The sequence below is a fragment of the Fictibacillus enclensis genome, from assembly GCF_030123385.1.
Taxonomy (GTDB): domain Bacteria; phylum Bacillota; class Bacilli; order Bacillales; family Fictibacillaceae; genus Fictibacillus_C; species Fictibacillus_C enclensis.
In genome coordinates this window covers 4,308,305-4,324,141 of the sequence record NZ_CP126109.1, presented here as the reverse complement: position 1 = coordinate 4,324,141, position 15,837 = coordinate 4,308,305, and the positions used below count along the sequence as shown (strand labels likewise).

13 protein-coding genes are annotated in these 15,837 nt (G+C 46.5%); 6 read left to right on the top strand and 7 right to left on the bottom strand.

Going from position 1 to position 15,837, the window contains the following annotated elements; genetic code table 11:
• The first annotated feature begins 15 nt into the window (after positions 1-15).
• The 5 genes from QNH15_RS22435 to QNH15_RS22415 all read left to right on the top strand — a co-directional run bounded on the left by QNH15_RS22435 (position 16) and on the right by QNH15_RS22415 (position 10,364).
• Complete coding sequence (locus tag QNH15_RS22435; protein ID WP_283890686.1) at positions 16-1,809, top strand: sensor histidine kinase; 1,794 nt, start codon at positions 16-18, stop codon at positions 1,807-1,809.
• Positions 1,778-3,328 (top strand): response regulator transcription factor, encoded by a 1,551-nt coding sequence (locus QNH15_RS22430; RefSeq protein ID WP_283890685.1) that lies wholly within the window; start codon positions 1,778-1,780, stop codon positions 3,326-3,328. The genes QNH15_RS22435 and QNH15_RS22430 overlap by 32 nt, the downstream gene beginning before the upstream one ends.
• A gap of 1 nt (position 3,329) precedes the next feature.
• Positions 3,330-5,882, top strand: a complete 2,553-nt coding sequence (locus QNH15_RS22425) for a beta-mannosidase (RefSeq protein ID WP_283890684.1) — start codon at positions 3,330-3,332, stop codon at positions 5,880-5,882.
• 18 nt (positions 5,883-5,900) lie between these two features.
• Positions 5,901-8,459, top strand: coding sequence for a beta-mannosidase (locus QNH15_RS22420; RefSeq protein ID WP_283890683.1), 2,559 nt, complete (start codon positions 5,901-5,903; stop codon positions 8,457-8,459).
• A gap of 312 nt (positions 8,460-8,771) precedes the next feature.
• A complete protein-coding gene (locus QNH15_RS22415) occupies positions 8,772-10,364 on the top strand; it encodes a long-chain-fatty-acid--CoA ligase (protein ID WP_283890682.1) in 1,593 nt (530 codons plus the stop codon).
• Between the two features lie 78 nt (positions 10,365-10,442).
• Here QNH15_RS22415 and QNH15_RS22410 read toward each other — a convergent pair whose 3' ends face one another.
• The 5 genes from QNH15_RS22410 to QNH15_RS22390 all read right to left on the bottom strand — a co-directional run bounded on the left by QNH15_RS22410 (position 10,443) and on the right by QNH15_RS22390 (position 13,163).
• Positions 10,443-10,601: a hypothetical protein gene (locus tag QNH15_RS22410; protein WP_283890681.1), complete on the bottom strand. Its 159-nt coding sequence runs from the start codon at positions 10,599-10,601 to the stop codon at positions 10,443-10,445.
• A gap of 1 nt (position 10,602) precedes the next feature.
• Positions 10,603-11,709: a response regulator aspartate phosphatase gene (locus QNH15_RS22405; RefSeq protein ID WP_283890680.1), complete on the bottom strand. Its 1,107-nt coding sequence runs from the start codon at positions 11,707-11,709 to the stop codon at positions 10,603-10,605.
• A 216-nt stretch (positions 11,710-11,925) separates the two neighbouring features.
• Complete coding sequence (locus QNH15_RS22400) at positions 11,926-12,057, bottom strand: hypothetical protein (protein WP_283890679.1); 132 nt, start codon at positions 12,055-12,057, stop codon at positions 11,926-11,928.
• Positions 12,058-12,296: 239 nt separating this feature from the next.
• On the bottom strand, positions 12,297-12,575 hold the full coding sequence (locus QNH15_RS22395) for a hypothetical protein (protein WP_283890677.1): 279 nt from the start codon (positions 12,573-12,575) through the stop codon (positions 12,297-12,299).
• Positions 12,576-12,644: 69 nt separating this feature from the next.
• A complete protein-coding gene (locus QNH15_RS22390; protein WP_283890676.1) occupies positions 12,645-13,163 on the bottom strand; it encodes a hypothetical protein in 519 nt (172 codons plus the stop codon).
• Between the two features lie 120 nt (positions 13,164-13,283).
• On the opposite strand from QNH15_RS22390, the gene QNH15_RS22385 reads away from it, so the two are divergent.
• On the top strand, positions 13,284-13,835 hold the full coding sequence (locus tag QNH15_RS22385; protein ID WP_283890675.1) for a peptidoglycan-binding domain-containing protein: 552 nt from the start codon (positions 13,284-13,286) through the stop codon (positions 13,833-13,835).
• Between the two features lie 282 nt (positions 13,836-14,117).
• On the opposite strand, the gene QNH15_RS22380 is transcribed toward QNH15_RS22385, so the two are convergent.
• Both QNH15_RS22380 and QNH15_RS22375 read right to left on the bottom strand, forming a co-directional pair.
• Positions 14,118-14,579: a universal stress protein gene (locus QNH15_RS22380; protein WP_061975132.1), complete on the bottom strand. Its 462-nt coding sequence runs from the start codon at positions 14,577-14,579 to the stop codon at positions 14,118-14,120.
• A gap of 129 nt (positions 14,580-14,708) precedes the next feature.
• A complete protein-coding gene (locus QNH15_RS22375; protein WP_283890674.1) occupies positions 14,709-15,797 on the bottom strand; it encodes a CdaR family transcriptional regulator in 1,089 nt (362 codons plus the stop codon).
• Positions 15,798-15,837 lie beyond the last annotated feature (40 nt).

Here is a 15,837-nt window from a genome sequence, read left to right as displayed (position 1 = left end):
ACAGGAGTAGATGCGATGAAACGGCTTCTCTATTTTCCGGACTGGCAGCTGAGGTGGAAGTTCTTATTCATTTTCCTGGCACTGGTGATGATCCCGATGATTGCCTTCAGCTTATTCATTTATTCACAGGCAAACCAGGCCATCCAGCTGCAGGCGATCGACAATACGAAAAGCCATCTGGAGAAGGTGGAAGACAATATGTCAGCTGCCATTCTCAGCATTGAAGATATTTCTTCCTACATGATTTACAGCAATGACTTCCGGACCTTTTTAACAACACCAAGTACCCCGGAGAATCAGGTCCGGCTGAAACATCTGGAAGAACGGATCAACGGCTATGCGGTTTTTCATTTGAATTCCAAACCGTATTTGGATTCCATCACGCTTACCGGCCTTCATAACAGCCGGATCCATATCGGCACTCCGCTGGAGAAGAATGAGGAGGGCGTCTGGGAAAGAAAGGCGAAGGCGCTTTATGGCAAAGTATTTTGGAGCGAGGCCTATACGATTACAGATGATTGGGGCCGAAAGAAAAAGGTCGTCAGCTTGTTCAGGGTAATCAATGATATCAACAATATCACACGGCCAATTGGGCTGGTGACCATCCGGCTGGATGCCGCCAAGCTGTACCAGCTCATTGAAACCGATTCAAAAAGTCTTCAGCAAACCTTTGTGCTGGATCATAATCAAAAAGTCGTCCTTCACCATGATCCATCATTGATTGGAAAAACGTATCCCGATAAGAAGTTTATGAATAAGACGCTGCAGCAAAAAGAACAGGGAGGATCCTTTCTTTACGAAAAAGAATCAGAGCAATACCATGTGGTCACCCAGCCGCTTGAAGGAACAGATTTGGTTCTTGTCGCCATTGTCGACAAGGCGAATGTAGCGGAAGGCTTAAAGAAGATCATGGATTCGATCATCATGATGATGGTGGTCCTTACCTTGTTTGGAATCCTGGCCATGGCGGGTTTTTACCATTTTAATATTAAGCGGATCGTTCGTTTGACGGAGCAGACCCGGCAAGTGGAAAAGGGTGACTTTTCTGCGAATGTCCTGGTCCATTCCCGGGATGAAATCGGATTGCTGGGCTTACGATTTAACAAGATGGTGGAGAGGATTCAGCATTTGATTGAAAAAGAATACAAGATGGAAATCCGCAGCAGGGAAGCGGACCTCAAGCTTCTGCAAAGCCAGATTAATCCTCACTTTCTGTACAACACACTTGATATGATTCGCTGGACAGCCAGGCTTGAGAATGCGATGGACACGAGCAAGCTGATCGAACAGCTTTCCAAAATGTTTCGAATCAGCCTGAACCGGGGCAAGCCATGGATAACGCTTGAGGCCGAACTGACCTACAGCCAGAGCTATTTGGCACTGCAAAAAAGAAGACTCGGAAAAAAGCTGGAATTCACGCTGTATTGCGAAGCCGGAATTATGGAAGCTCAGGTGCTTAAACAGTTGATCCAGCCACTTATTGAAAACAGCCTTCAGCATGGATTTGAGAATATGCGTAAAATCCGGAAAATCTATATCCGCTGTTTTCAGGAAGACAACAGGCTGGTCATTGATGTGATGGATAATGGCAAAGGATTTTCTCCTGAAGAGGCTGCATCCGCCATGAGAGGAGGCTTTGCCCTTCAAAATATTCAGGACCGGTTAACGAGCGCTTATGGGGACCGGGGAACGCTGGAAATCCGGAAGAAAGAATCCGGGGGAGCATGGGTCAGGCTTGTTTTTCCTTTTGATGCCGAAAAAAGTGAAGGTGATGGCTATGACGCTGAGAGTGTTGATTGTGGACGATGAACCGATCATTGTGCAGGGACTGAAGGAAACCGTGCCATGGGACCAAATCAATGCAGAAGTTGTTGGAGAAGCTTATGACGGTGAAGAAGCGATTGAGATTTTGCAGGAAACTGAAGTGGATGTTATTTTATCCGATGTGAAGATGCCGGTTATGGATGGATTGAAGCTGAGGGAATGGGTATATAAGAATGCCCCGGGAATAGAGACGGTAATGGTCAGCGGCTATGAGGAGTTTGAATACGCTCAGCGGGCCCTCCGGCTCGGTGTAAAGGATTATTTGCTGAAACCGGTGGACATTGAAGAATTAATGGTTCTTGTCCAAAAAATATCAAATGAAAGACGGCATGACCTTGAAAAAGAGTGCAGACAGCATCTGCAGCGGCTGCTGACGGACACGGTCCTAGATCACGAAATGGATGGGGAAGACCGCCGTTTTACGTGTCTGGAAGGAAAGCATTTGCTTTTACTGGGCAGTGAAATGCAGCAGTACCATGAAAAAACAGAGAACCTCAATCCAGAGCAGGAACAAGAATTGAAACAAAGGTGGAAAGCAGCGCTGGAAAACGAGTTGAACTCACAGGATATGATCAGTGCCTCTTTTTTCAGTGACCAAAATCGGCTGATAACCCTTTGCCTTGCAGAAAATGACGATAAGGAAAAGGAGCATTTCCTCCAGGTGCAAAAGGGTTTGGAAAAGAAGGCGGGGATCAGCTGCTTCTTGTGCATGACTGCTGTTGAGTTAAGTCAGGATCTGAAAAGTGGCTATCAGGAATTACTGCACGGCCTGGATGGGTATCCGTTTCAGCCCGAACCGGTTTATTGGTCATCGGAGGTAGGGGATTCATCCTGTTCTTTTTCATGTGAAGAAGAAGTGAGGCATGTGTTTCAGCTGGAAGCAGATGATACGGCCGAAGCGGCAGAAAAGCTTTTTCTGAAGTTCTCCGACTGCCGGTATACGGCTGGCGCGATTTGTATGGCCATTTCATCTGTTGAACACAGCCTTTTGGAAGGGTTTCCAAAGGCTGTTCGCTTCGAGTTTTTAATGGGAGTGAACCCGACCGTATACAACTCGTACGATCAGCTGAAAAACCTGTTTTTAAAGGATCTGTCATCTTATTTCTCGTTTCAGCAGAGAGCAGCCCATGAAGGATCACGCTGGCTGATTAAGAAAGCGGTTTCTTATATTCAAAAGTATTATGCCGAGGACCTGAAGGCAGGTGAAGTAGCGGGCATTATCCATGTTTCGCCAAATCACTTCAGCCAGCTGATCAAGCAGGAAACGGGAAAACATTTTAATGAATTTTTACACGAGGTCCGGCTGGAACAGGCGAAGAAATTGTTAAAGGAAACCTCTTGCCGCGTTTTTGAGATTGCAGAGAGGGTGGGATACCGCGAATACAAATACTTCGTTCATATCTTCAAGAAAAGTACGACACTTACGCCAACCCAATACCGGAATCTGGTTCACGCCCATGGCGGGCACGAAAGAAATCCATATGAAGAAAGGGAGAGAATGTGAAATGAAGCTATCAGGCGAATGGAAGCTGAAGTGGTTTGAGCCGGGGAAGGTGCCTTCTCTGGAAATAGCAGCTCCATCCTATATCGATCATTTTTGGATGGGGGCGTCTGTCCCGGGAGACGTTCACTCCGAGCTTTTGAAGAAAAGGCTCATTGAAGATCCATTTGTAGGACACAACGACCTGGCCAGCAGCTGGGTGGAAGAAAAGGAATGGTGGTACCGCACCACGTTTCTGTGGGAGGATGAATGCCTGGATGAGGAATATCTGCATCTGGTTTTCGAAGGACTTGATACGTACGCGGCCATTTATCTTAACGGAAAAGAAATCGGAAACACGGAAAACATGCTGGTGGAGCATACCTTTGAGGTTACCCGGCAGGTTCAACAGGGTAAAAATGTGATCGCCGTTAAATTCGATCCCATCGCCATCCACATGAAAAACAAGGAAAAGGATTATTGGTGCAGTTATGGAAAGGAACGTATCTGGACACGCAAGGCTGCGATGAATTTTGGCTGGGACTGGGGGCCGCGCCTCGTGACTGCGGGAATTTGGAAGGATGTTTCCTTAAAAAAATACACAAAAGCCCATCTTGAAGGAGTACACGCAAAAACGGTGAAAGTTGAAGAGGATAAAGCGCTGATCGAGGTGGAAGCTGACATTAAACAGTCGTTTAAAAACAAAGAAACGCTGATCCTGTCAGTTGAACTCAGGTCCCGGACAGAAGTGGTCACCTCCGAAACAGATGTGCTCTACCGTAATGGCAGAACCACAATGGAGGTGCCTCAGCCGAAGCTCTGGTGGACGCACGACCTTGGCGACCCATACCTGTATCAATTAAGAATAGAACTGAAGGATGAAAGCGGAGCGGTCCTTGATGTTCATGAACAGAGCTTTGGCATCCGCGAAATTAAGGTGGAACTAACCCATGAAAACGGAGAAAACCTGTTTGCTTTCAATTTGAACGGTGTCAGGATTTTTGCCAAGGGGGCGAACTGGATTCCTGTTCACAGCTTTATCGGCAGTGCAGAAGACAGCAGATATACGAAGCTTCTGGAACTGGCCAAGGACGCTCATATGAATATGATGCGTGTCTGGGGCGGGGGCATCTATGAAAAGGATATCTTTTACAAGGAATGTGACCGGTTAGGACTGCTTGTTTGGCAGGACTTCATGTTTGCCAACGCCCTTTATCCTGATTACAACCGGAATTTTATGCTCAATGTGAAGGACGAAATCACGAAGGTCATAAAAAGGCTGAGGAATTACTCATGTCTGGCGATCTGGTGCGGCAATAACGAGATTGACTGGATTTATGACCGCAAGCATTCGGATGGCGAGATTACCACACCATTTTACGGAGAGCGCATATATCATGAAGTGATTCCGGAGCTGCTCACAGAGCTCGATCCTGGCAGGCTGTATTGGCCAAGCTCTCCCTTTGGAAGTTCGGGAGACAGCGACCACGATGATGAAACGGTGGGTGACCGCCATAACTGGGTGGTTTGGCACGGAAATGTCGAGCCAAGAAAAAAAGGAGAGCCGGTCATTCAGAACATTTCGCTTGAAGGGGTTTCTTTTAAACAGTACAAAAAGGATTATACCCTCTTTTCGAGCGAGTTTGGCATGCATGCGTCTTCCAACTCTCATACCTTGTCCAAATACATTCCAGAAGGCGAGTTTTATTGGAAAAGTGCAGAGATGTCCTACCGGAACAAAGATCATTTTCATGAAAAAGGGATTCTTCTTATGGAAGGGTTCACCGGAGTGCCGGATACCATTGAAGAGTATATGAACTATTCGATGCTGACCCAGGCAGAAGGGCTGAAGTACGGAATTGAACACTACCGGCGCCGCAAGCTGTACACCAGCGGTGCGCTCATCTGGCAGCTTAACGATTGCTGGCCGGGCACCAGCTGGTCCATGGTCGATTATGAACTCCTGCCTAAAGCGTCCTATTATTATGCCAAAAGGTTCTTTGCCCCTGTTCTTGTTACGCTTGACCATGATCCCGGCAGCGACCTTGAACTCACGGTGATCAATGATCAGCTGCAGCCGGTGAACGACTCGGTGACGCTGGAAGTGCTTGATTTTAATGGAGCAACAGTATTTTCGCGGAAACTGGATTTTGAAGCGGAAGGAAACAGTGTTTTATCCCTTTTCAAATTTACAGAGGAGGAAATCCTTCAGGGGAAAAACGCGGGTGAAGTGATGGTTTGCCTTTCTTCAAGAAATGGAGCGTTCCCGGAAAACAGATATTATTTGCGGGATTTCAAGGAGATTAACTATCCGGAGGCACACCTGGAAATCGAAGAAAGCAGAGAGCAGAATACCATCACTGTCAGGGCGGACAAACTCGCCCGTTTTGTAAAAATCGATGTTGATCAGGAAGAGGTGCTTTGCTCGGATAACTTCTTTGATCTGCTTCCTGGTGAGGAAAAAACCATTTGTATTCGGTCTTTAAAAGATCATGAGGTCAATTTAGAATCTCTGAGGGTCTCTGCCATTAATGCGGACTCAGTGAAAGCAACGGAAACAGAAGCCATACAACTTTAAGGAAAAGGAGCGAACGTGATGACACAGGAATTGTCCTTCAATGCAACCAGCACAAAAAGCACTTTGCAGCTAAAAGACTGGAAGTTCAAGGCATGTGATGAACAGAACTGGCTTTCTGCCGAAGTACCGGGATGTGTGCATACCGATCTACTAAAAAACGGGCTGATCTCTGATCCGTTTTACGGTAAAAATGAGCTGCAGCTTCAATGGATCGATAAGAAAGATTGGGAGTACGAGACCACGTTTGATGTGCCTCATACCATGCTTTCCCTCGACCGGCTGGAGCTTCTGTTTCACGGGCTGGATACGTACGGTGAGGTTTACCTGAATGATACGCAAATTCTAAAGACAGACAATATGTTCAGGGTATGGAAAAAGGATGTTAAGGAGCACCTGAAAGAACAAAACAATGTGCTTCGGATCCGCTTCCACTCGCCCATTGAAAAAGATCTCGTAAAACAGGAGAAGCTCGGCTATAACCTGCCTGCGGTCAATGACCATTCGCAGGACGGAGAAGTAGGCGACAAGACATTAAGTGTGTTTGCGAGAAAGGCGCCGTATCATTATGGCTGGGACTGGGGCCCTCGTTTTGTGACGAGCGGAATCTGGAAAAGCGTTGAACTGGCAGGCTGGTCAACGGCAGAGATTAGCGACCTTTTTATTCAGCAGAAAAAGGTTACTTCCTCTTCCGCCGAACTGACCGCTGTCGTGGAGATTGAAACGGAAAAAGAGGCTGAAGGCACCCTCCATATAGAAGCAGAAGGAATCAGTATCTCACAGGATGTACGATTGGCTGTTGGAACCAATACGGTAGAAATCGAACTGAAAATCACCAATCCGAAGCTCTGGTGGAGCAGAGGCCTGGGTGAACCGTATTTGTATGATTTTACTGCATCGTACGTTCAGGAAGAGCAGATGATTACGGAAAAAACGGTACGCACAGGGCTGCGTTCAATCAGGCTGGTTCGCGAAAAAGAGGAACAAGGCGCTTCCTTTTACTTCGAATTAAACGGAGTACCGGTTTTCGCCAAGGGAGCCAACCATATTCCAAACGACAGCTTTGTGACCGAAGTGACCTATGAGCGGTACAAACACGAAATCATCAGTGCAGAACTGGCGAACATGAACATGCTCCGGGTGTGGGGCGGCGGAATCTATGAAAACGACGAGTTCTATGAACTGTGTGACCAGCACGGGATCTTGGTTTGGCAGGATTTTATGTTTGCCTGCAGCATGTATCCTGGCGACCAGGATTTTATGGACAATGTCAAGGCAGAGGCGGAGGATAACATCAGACGCCTAAGAAACCATCCGTGCATTGCCTTATGGTGCGGAAACAATGAGATGGATGTTGCCTGGGCCCAATATGATGAGGAAGCGGGATGGGGATGGAAGCAGCAGTATTCACAGGAGCAAAGGGATGAAATCTGGCAATCCTATGATACACTTTTTCATCATCTGCTGCCGGAAGCCGTTCAACGGCTCTCGCCTGAAATAGCGTATTGGCCGTCATCGCCGATGGCCGATTGGTCCAATGACCGCCAGCAGCATTCAAACTATGTATCCGGCAGCGGTGACATTCACTACTGGGACGTGTGGCACGGCTCTAAACCCTTTGAGGAATACAACAGTCATGTTGGGCGCTTTATGAGTGAATACGGGTTTCAATCGTTTCCGGAATATAAAAGTGTAAAACAGTATGCGGAAGATGAGGATATGGAACTTGAATCGGAAGTGATGCTTCACCACCAGAAAAACGGCCGCGGGAACGCCCTGATTAAAGAATACATGGAAAAGTACTTGCCGGTAGCGAAGGATTTTCCGTCGTTCCTTTACATGAGCCACGTGCTTCAGGCTGAGGGCATCAAGTCTGCCATTGAGGCCCACCGCAGGAAAAAGCCCTATTGTATGGGAACCTTGTACTGGCAAATGAATGACTGCTGGCCAGTAGCCTCATGGGCTAGTATGGATTATTACGGACGCTGGAAGGCACTGCATTATTATGCGAAGAAAAGCTTCCAAGATGTTATGGTGTCCATTGACGGAACGAACAGCGAAAAAGTGGATGTTCATGTGATTTCGGATCAGTTGGATCCGGTGGAAGGAACACTGATTTCGAGGCTGCTGAATTTCCAGGGTGAGGTCATCAGGGAATTCAAGGATGCTGTTAACCTCGAAGGGAACACAGGCAACGTAATATTGTCCCTGTCCACGGCCGAGCTGTTGGATGGACAGAATCCGGCAGGAACTGTCCTTCAGGCAGAGCTTGTTGCAGATGAAAGAGTCATAGATTGGAAGGAGCATTATTTTGTGTCCGGAAAAGAACTAAAGCTGCAGAAGCCGGTGCTGTCTATAACAAGGGTCAGTGACAGTGAATACATGATTGAAACGAATACGCTGGCCAAGCAGGTATGGCTTTCCGCAGAAAACGAGGGCGTGTTTTCGGATAACTATTTTGATTTAATTCCGGGAAGGCCAAAGCGGATTCAATTTTTCGAGCGCAAAGATGGAGCGCTTGTCTTTGGGTCACCGGAAAATTTGGAAGTTCAATCTATGTATGATTTTATGAAAAGGTAACCATGTTTGTACTTGTGGGAGTTAATATCCGTTCCAGGATGCTCGCTTTCCTCGGGCGGTCGCTGAGCCTTACCGGCGTAAACGCCTACTTCCTCGTCGCAAGCTCCTGCGGTAACGGCGCGAGCGCCTCCCTGGTCTCATCTGTCCCGCTTTTCCCGTAGGAGTCTCGCACCTTTCACTCCTATCAACCAATCGATGAAGAATAAAAAGACTGACCCGGGCGCTTTAAAAGGCTTTCGGGTCAGCTTTTTCATGGGTCTATGGTATAATGAATAAAAATTTAGAAAATTTAGAACTCGGAGGGATAGATTCTTGAATGTACCGATGCTGTTGCCTCAGTTTTTGGATCGTGCCGTCAAGGTTTATGGAAAGAAAGCAGCAATCGTAGGGGAAAATCGAACGTATACATACAGAGAAATAAACGACCGGGTTAATCAGCTGTCACGTGGGTTACAGGAAGCGGGGATTAACAAGGGTGACCGCGTGGCCTATCTGGCACCGAACACATCCGAAATGTATGAAGGGTTCTATGGGGTGCTGCAGCTGGGAGCGGTGATGGTGCCGCTCAACACCCGCCTGAAGCCTGAGGATTATTTGTACATCCTCAATCACAGTGGCACAAGGGTATTATTTGTCGATGCTGAGCTCCTTCAGCTGATCAAACCGGTTTTTGACGAGCTAACGACTGTAGAGGCGATTTTCGTCCATGGTTTGGAAGAGGATCAGGAAGCCTGCCGGTCGTATGAAAAATGGCTCAGCGGTTTTGAATCTGATCCTGTTGACCGGCCGGATATGGATGAAAATGATCTGGCCACACTGCTTTACACGAGTGGAACGACAGGCAAGCCAAAAGGAGTCATGCTGTCTCACCGCAGCAATTTTATGCATGCGCTTACAACGCAGCATCACCTGCGTGTATCGGATCATGATGTGCTTCTGCATGTATTGCCGATGTTTCATGTGAATGGCTGGGGATCGCCTTTTTATTACACAGCAAACGGTGCCACTCAAGTGTTCTTGAAAAAGGTGGTGCCAGCTCATATTTTTCAAAAGGTGAAAGAGAACAGTGTCACGGTAATGCACATGGCGCCGACGGTTTTAAACGGACTGCTTCAGTATGCCGATCAGCAGGCGGAGGAAGCCAAAACAGAACAAAATATCCGGATTGTTATTGCCGGTTCCGCGCCGCCTCCTGCGTTTGTTAAAGCGGTGGAAGAAAAGCTGAAGTGGGAGTTCATTCAGGTGTACGGCATGACAGAAGCTGCTCCGCTGATCACAACCTCGATCATCCGGGACACCCAGCAGCATCTGGATCCGGAGGAAAAGTATCGCCTTAAAGCCAAGGCCGGCTATGAGTTTATTGGCAGCGAGGTGAAAGTGGTCAATGAAAACGGAGACGAAGTGGCACCGAACGGAAAAGAGATTGGTGAAATCATTGTTCGCAGCAACACGGTAATGGAAGGGTACTGGAATAACCCGGAAGAAACCCATAAAGCCATTCGCGATGGTTTTTATCATACAGGGGATATGGCGTTGGTCGATGAGGAAGGAAACATCGAGATCGCCGATCGGAAAAAGGATATCATTATCTCAGGCGGTGAAAACATTTCATCCATTGAAGTGGAAGCGGTGCTGTATGATCACCCCGCGGTACTTGAGACAGCGGTCTTTGCCGTGCCGCATGACAAGTGGGGAGAAACTCCTCAGGCTGTCGTTGTACTCAGAGAAGGCTATGACACGAGTGAAGACGAACTCATCACCTTTGCGAGAAGCCGGATGGCCCATTTTAAGGCGCCGACAATCATTAAGTTTGTTGACGAACTGCCAAAGACTGCATCTGGTAAGATCCAGAAGGTTCATCTCAGAAAAGCCTACTGGGAGAATAAAGGAAAGCTGGTAAACTAGTTTTGTATAGAGGACCGGGCTTGCGCCGGCCTCTTTTTTGGTTTGCGGTTTTATGAAAATGACGTGATATGCAACTATTTAGTGTCGAACCGCAACTAAACTTGGCTGTACCGCAACTAAATCGTGTCGAACCGCAACTATTGCACGTCGAATCGCAACTAAACCGGCTGCACCCGCAACTAAACCGATCCAGCCGGCCTTCCAGACCCCGAAAAACGCAAGAGAGCAGCTGAACATGTCAGCTGCCTGCTTCCTTAAGTAATTTTTGTTTGGCCGTATAGGCCATATGAAAGTATTTGCTCGCTTTTTTGTCATTTGAGACACTGTAGAATTCGGAGGCAAGCTTTTCCGCATAATCCTGCACATAACCCCACAACTGCATGGATTCGAAATAGGAAAGGGCATCAGATGCTGTTTTTTCAAGCTGTTCTGCGGTAGCTGAATGATTGCAGTCGCTCAAAATGGAAAAGTGATGAATATATTCTTCGTTTTGTGCATCCCGAGCGATTTTTAAGCCCAGTGTAATCCACTCATTGGCCCGTTCGAAATTTCTTAGCTTTACTTGTTCACGGGCAATCAGATAGGCAGTTTTATAATCGGTGTTTTTCTCTTCAAATGCTTCGCTTAAGTGAGCGAGCGCTTTCTCAGAGTAATTTTGTTCTGCATACAGCATTCCCAGATTATAGCGGATTTTCAGTTCAAACGGTTCTTTTTTCAGTGTGCTGGAACGAAGAATGTCGAGTGCAGAGAGAAAATGATCTTCAGCTTCCCTGAACTGTTTTAACGAAGTGGAGGCTAGGCCGATGACGTTTTCGCTGCCGGCAAGCTTCACTTCATAACCGGACTTGTCCTCAAAATACTCTTTGGCTTTAAGGGCATGGCGGACGGCAAGCAGAGGCTGGCGTATATGATAATAAAAGGTGGCGACTTTATAGTTGAACTCTGCTTTTTCAATGTCATCGGTAAACTGATTTAAACGTTTTTCAGCAAGCTGGTAGTGAAGCTTGGCTTCCAGGTAATTTCCGGTTTCTGTGGCATAAATGGCTTTGAAGAAGTGAAAGTAATAAGATAAAAAGTCGTCGGTTTCTCTTTTTTGCCCTTCATTCAGATGGTTCAGGGTATACCTGGCCTCCCATAAATCGTCGATCAGCAGTTGATACCTGAAGCATAATAAAGAGTAATAGATAAAAAGAGTCTGGGTAGGATCAATCTCCATGTTTTCAATCTTTTCGTCAATCTCCAGCTTGAGTCTGCGGGATTCTACGAGGTTTTGTGAAAGAATTTCACGGTACCAGCTGTTTAACAGCTGAATCATCTGATCCGTACTCGTCAACTCTATTTCCATAACATTCGCCCCACCTTTTTGCATAAATTTACATTTTAACACAATCTTAGCATATTGGGCTTTTTAACGATTGAGTCAATTGACGCAATTAATAGAAAATTCATCCGTTCCTTTTCTCCTACTTTTTATGTCCAACGAAAAAAGGGAAGGAGGCCGCTCTCTCTCTTCCCTGAATGCTATGTGAAGTTCTGGGTGTGCACCTGAGCAACGATCTGGTTACCCATTCGTTGTAGAAAATGTTTTCCCGTGTTCGGCATTCGGTACGGCTGATTGTTCCGCGATATAGCCACCAATCAATAAAGCGCCAGCTAATGCAATACCAACAAGAGCACCTGTCATTTTCTTCATATTGACACCCCTTAAAAATATTTTTAGTTTTCAGTCTGCTGAAGCTACAAGATGTCAGACCCCCCTGACCTCCTTCCTTCAACAATGTTTTACAATTTACAACAATAATAGCAAATATCAATAGAATTGGAGTGGGTAATTTGTTTTAATTTTCAAAAATTTTACATCAGTCTAATTTACTAATTTTTCCTGAATAAAAGATCCCCCGCAGAACATTAGCGGGGGATCTCATCGTTGGGCTATTTCTTTTCAAGCTCTTCCCATTCCATATGAGTTTGCGGAAAGCCGTTGGCCTGCCATTCCGACCGGTAGGTGGAATCAAGCTGCGTTAATCCTTTTTCCTCGGGATCTTTGTTGGCGTCCACGCTCTCCATTCGGTCGACCCGCAGGCTTCTTTTGTGATCCACGTCCGGCAGAACATTTGGCGAGTGTTTTTTTAACCGGTAGGAGTTAATGGCAAGTACGGCACTTGTAGACAGGGCTGATCCAATCAATATGTTTCTGGTTGAGCTTCTCATAGTTTACCTCCATCAGCTAGTGTTAAAAGTGATCTATACCCTTCTATACCCGTTTTTTGTGTAAAACCCTCATTTTTTATTTTCGGCAAGGTAATGCTCGACTTTGTTAACACCGCCGCCAAATAGACGTTTGCCCGTTCCGGTGTAGGTGTATCCGAAATCATCCTTTTGTTTGTAATGATTAACGGCCTTGTCCAGATCATGAAAGATTCTGTGCAAGTAAAGCAATGCTGTTTTGTCCTTCTCTTTGGACACTATTTCAGCCAGCTCTCTGGCATTTTGGAAATCCTTTTTTACCGTTTCACTTTTTACCGTAACAGAACGGATTTCATTCACCAGTTCAATGGCGTGAGTTTGCTGATCCGCCCAGTTGATCGTTTCGTCCTTGTCATAGCAAAGCGTTTTATTATAGTACTGATGGGTGGAATCGATCAGTGTGCTATAGGGGACTTCCCCTCCTGGTTCTGTGGCTTCGACCTCCTCGGTTACAGAAGCTGTTGACAAGTAATACCATCCCAGTCCGGCCAGACTTACCAGAAGCACGGCAGCCAAAATGAAAAACTTTCTTTGGTTTTTTATAATCGTCAAACGCTCACTTCCTTTGTTTTTTGAAATTACCAATTTTTAGTGTAACTTTTATTGGCTTTGATCGACTAATAAGGTGTAATCCAAATAATCAGGGTGATAAAAAGAGAGGGGTCTTAAAAAATGAAAAAAATGATTGCTTCTGTTTTAACTGCTTCTGCATTGCTTATGGGAGTTCCTTCTGTGGCCGGTGCCCAGACCGCCCCCGATTACTCCATATTTCAACTGCCAAAGTCAGGAGTTCTGAAATCCGGTGACCATGGAGAAAACGTGAAAATCCTTCAATGGGCATTAAATAAAGTGATGAATGCAGGGTTGAAAACAGACGGAATCTTTGGCCCAAAAACAAAGAAAGCCGTCATTGCCTTTCAAAAGAGTGCAAAATTGGTTCCGGATGGGATCTATGGGAAAAAAACGCATGCTGCTCTGTCTGAAAAAGTGAACTCTTACGGCTTTCCGGAAATCGTGTTGAAAGAAGGCAGCAAGGGGAATGCGGTAAAAATTCTTCAAAAAGCACTGAATGAAATTGGATCTTCTCTCAGTGTGGACGGCATTTATGGCCCGAAAACGAAAGCGGCAGTCCTCAAGTTTCAAAAGAAATATCCAGAGCTAAAGGATACAGGTATTTTTGATGCTCCAACACGAATTCTCCTGGATAAAGTACTGCACGACTAATCTGATTTTGTATCCACCCGAAAAACGGGCTGTCCAAGAAGTCTGGAAGCCGTTGATTTTCGTTCCAGGCCGCTCGCTTTCCGCGGGGCGTGCGGTGAGCCTTACCGGCGTGAACGCCTACCTTTTGGCGCAAGCGCCTGCGGGAGTCTCACCTGTCACGCTAGTCCCGCAGGAGTCTCGCACCTTCCACTACAATCAACTTTTCATTGAAGATTTTTTACGCAAAAAGGGGATGCCTGAAGGTCAATTTTTGACTTTCAGGACAGCCCCTTTTCTTTCTCTTTACTTGGTTACGAGCACTGGACATTCCGCTTCAGATAACACCTGTTGGCTTACACTGCCCAGGACCATACGCTTCAGCCCGCTCAGTCCCCGGCTTCCCATGACGATCAGATCCATATCATGAACTTTTGCATAGTCACAAATCGACTTTGCTGCATCCCCTTCAAGAATTTCTGTTTTCACATGGTCTGTATAGTGTAATGCTGTATTTCTTGCTTCCTCCAATAACGTTTCGCCCTGTCCTTTTTCCGAAGCGGCGGCGTCCCTTACTTCCTGCTCGACTGATCCCTTGTAGGCTGCCATTGTAAACCCTTCCCCATAAAGCGGGTAGGCCGGTTCAGCCAAAACATGGGCGAGCGTCAACTCGCTTCCTGTGCTTTTTGCCAGTTCTGCACCATATTGCAGGGCTTGATGACTTCCTTCTGAGCCGTCAAGCGCAATCATCACTTTTTCATACTTCATCTTATTCTCCTCCTTTGCAAAATACTGGCGGGCCGAAGCATTCTTATACTTATCTCATAGCCTATTTCGGATTTTCCTAAACAAAAAAGGAAAGAGCGGGTCCTAACTCTGGATGTGTTCTTTCCATTTTTAATTTTTTTCCAGAATCCAGAGTGCCATTTGAAGGGCAAAGGCATCCTTGAACTTCCTGGGATCATAACCGGTTTCTTCTTTTATTTTGTTGAGTCTGTAGATGAGTGTATTCCGGTGGATGTGGAGGCTGTCTGCGGTTTGCTGCAAATTCAGATGGTGATCCAAAAAACACTGCAGTGTGCCGGTTAATGAAAGCACAGAGTTTAGTAGTACACGGCGTGAAAGCCTGGCAGCTGCAACAGGGTTCAACTGATGGATCAGCGCCTGGGCTTCAAGCTTTGCGAACAAAAGCACCTCCTCCTGCGGATCACCGATTTCAAGAGCAAGGATGCAGTCTTCGTACGATTGATGAAATAATTCCAGAGTGGAGAACGGTGTGCTGCAGGCTATTCGGAACTTGAAATGGTGGAATTTCAATAGCTGCAGGACCGCCTCTCGCTTTCTTTTTCCTTCGTCTTCTTTTTGATAGGAAAAGGCCATACACAATCGTTTGGTATGAACAAATCCTGCCAGGCAATGATCCGATCCCGCAGCCTTTTCCAGCTGCTGGATAAGCACCGAACGAGACAGGGATTGACCTTCGTCCAGTTCAATAACCAGTGTCTGGAGGGTGGGGGGCAGTTCAATCTTCAGAAGGCCAAGCCGTCGAAGAACATGCTCGATGGATGGCTGTTCGCTCAGCAAGTCCTCGATAATCATATCCTTTGTCCGCTGCTGCCATTCAGTCTGGCTGGCCATATACGACTGTTTCACCATGAGCTCTGTGGTCATTTTCACCAATCCGGCCACATCTTCTATTTCTTTGGGATTACCGGTGATCCCGATGACCCCGACAATTTGCTGGTCAAAGACGATAGGTAGATTAATCCCTGGCTGGGCGCCTCTCCATTTTCCATCATGGTCCAGAGGAACAGTAAAAGGTTGTTCGCTTCGCAGCACTTCCAGGGCACCCTCATGAATATGATAGAGGCGCGATGAATCACAGGAAGCGATGATGATGCCCTTACTGCTCATGATATTCACATTGCGGTTTAGCCGGGATGAGGTTTCTTTTACGATCATTTCAGCGATTTCAGTCGTTAGCATGTCGTTCTCCTTTGGTTATTTTCCACAAAAAATTATAAAA

What these genes read in the sequence shown, in the direction of transcription:
- QNH15_RS22435 (WP_283890686.1), top strand. Translation starts at nt 16, where the DNA reads ATGAAACGGCTTCTCTATTTTCCGGACTGGCAGCTGAGGTGGAAGTTC.
- QNH15_RS22430 (WP_283890685.1), top strand. Translation starts at nt 1,778, where the DNA reads ATGACGCTGAGAGTGTTGATTGTGGACGATGAACCGATCATTGTGCAG.
- QNH15_RS22425 (WP_283890684.1), top strand. Translation starts at nt 3,330, where the DNA reads ATGAAGCTATCAGGCGAATGGAAGCTGAAGTGGTTTGAGCCGGGGAAG.
- QNH15_RS22420 (WP_283890683.1), top strand. Translation starts at nt 5,901, where the DNA reads ATGACACAGGAATTGTCCTTCAATGCAACCAGCACAAAAAGCACTTTG.
- QNH15_RS22410 (WP_283890681.1), bottom strand. Translation starts at nt 10,601, where the DNA reads ATGTTCAGCTGCTCTCTTGCGTTTTTCGGGGTCTGGAAGGCCGGCTGG.
- QNH15_RS22405 (WP_283890680.1), bottom strand. Translation starts at nt 11,709, where the DNA reads ATGGAAATAGAGTTGACGAGTACGGATCAGATGATTCAGCTGTTAAAC.
- QNH15_RS22400 (WP_283890679.1), bottom strand. Translation starts at nt 12,057, where the DNA reads ATGAAGAAAATGACAGGTGCTCTTGTTGGTATTGCATTAGCTGGCGCT.
- QNH15_RS22395 (WP_283890677.1), bottom strand. Translation starts at nt 12,575, where the DNA reads ATGAGAAGCTCAACCAGAAACATATTGATTGGATCAGCCCTGTCTACA.
- QNH15_RS22385 (WP_283890675.1), top strand. Translation starts at nt 13,284, where the DNA reads ATGAAAAAAATGATTGCTTCTGTTTTAACTGCTTCTGCATTGCTTATG.
- QNH15_RS22380 (WP_061975132.1), bottom strand. Translation starts at nt 14,579, where the DNA reads ATGAAGTATGAAAAAGTGATGATTGCGCTTGACGGCTCAGAAGGAAGT.
- QNH15_RS22375 (WP_283890674.1), bottom strand. Translation starts at nt 15,797, where the DNA reads ATGCTAACGACTGAAATCGCTGAAATGATCGTAAAAGAAACCTCATCC.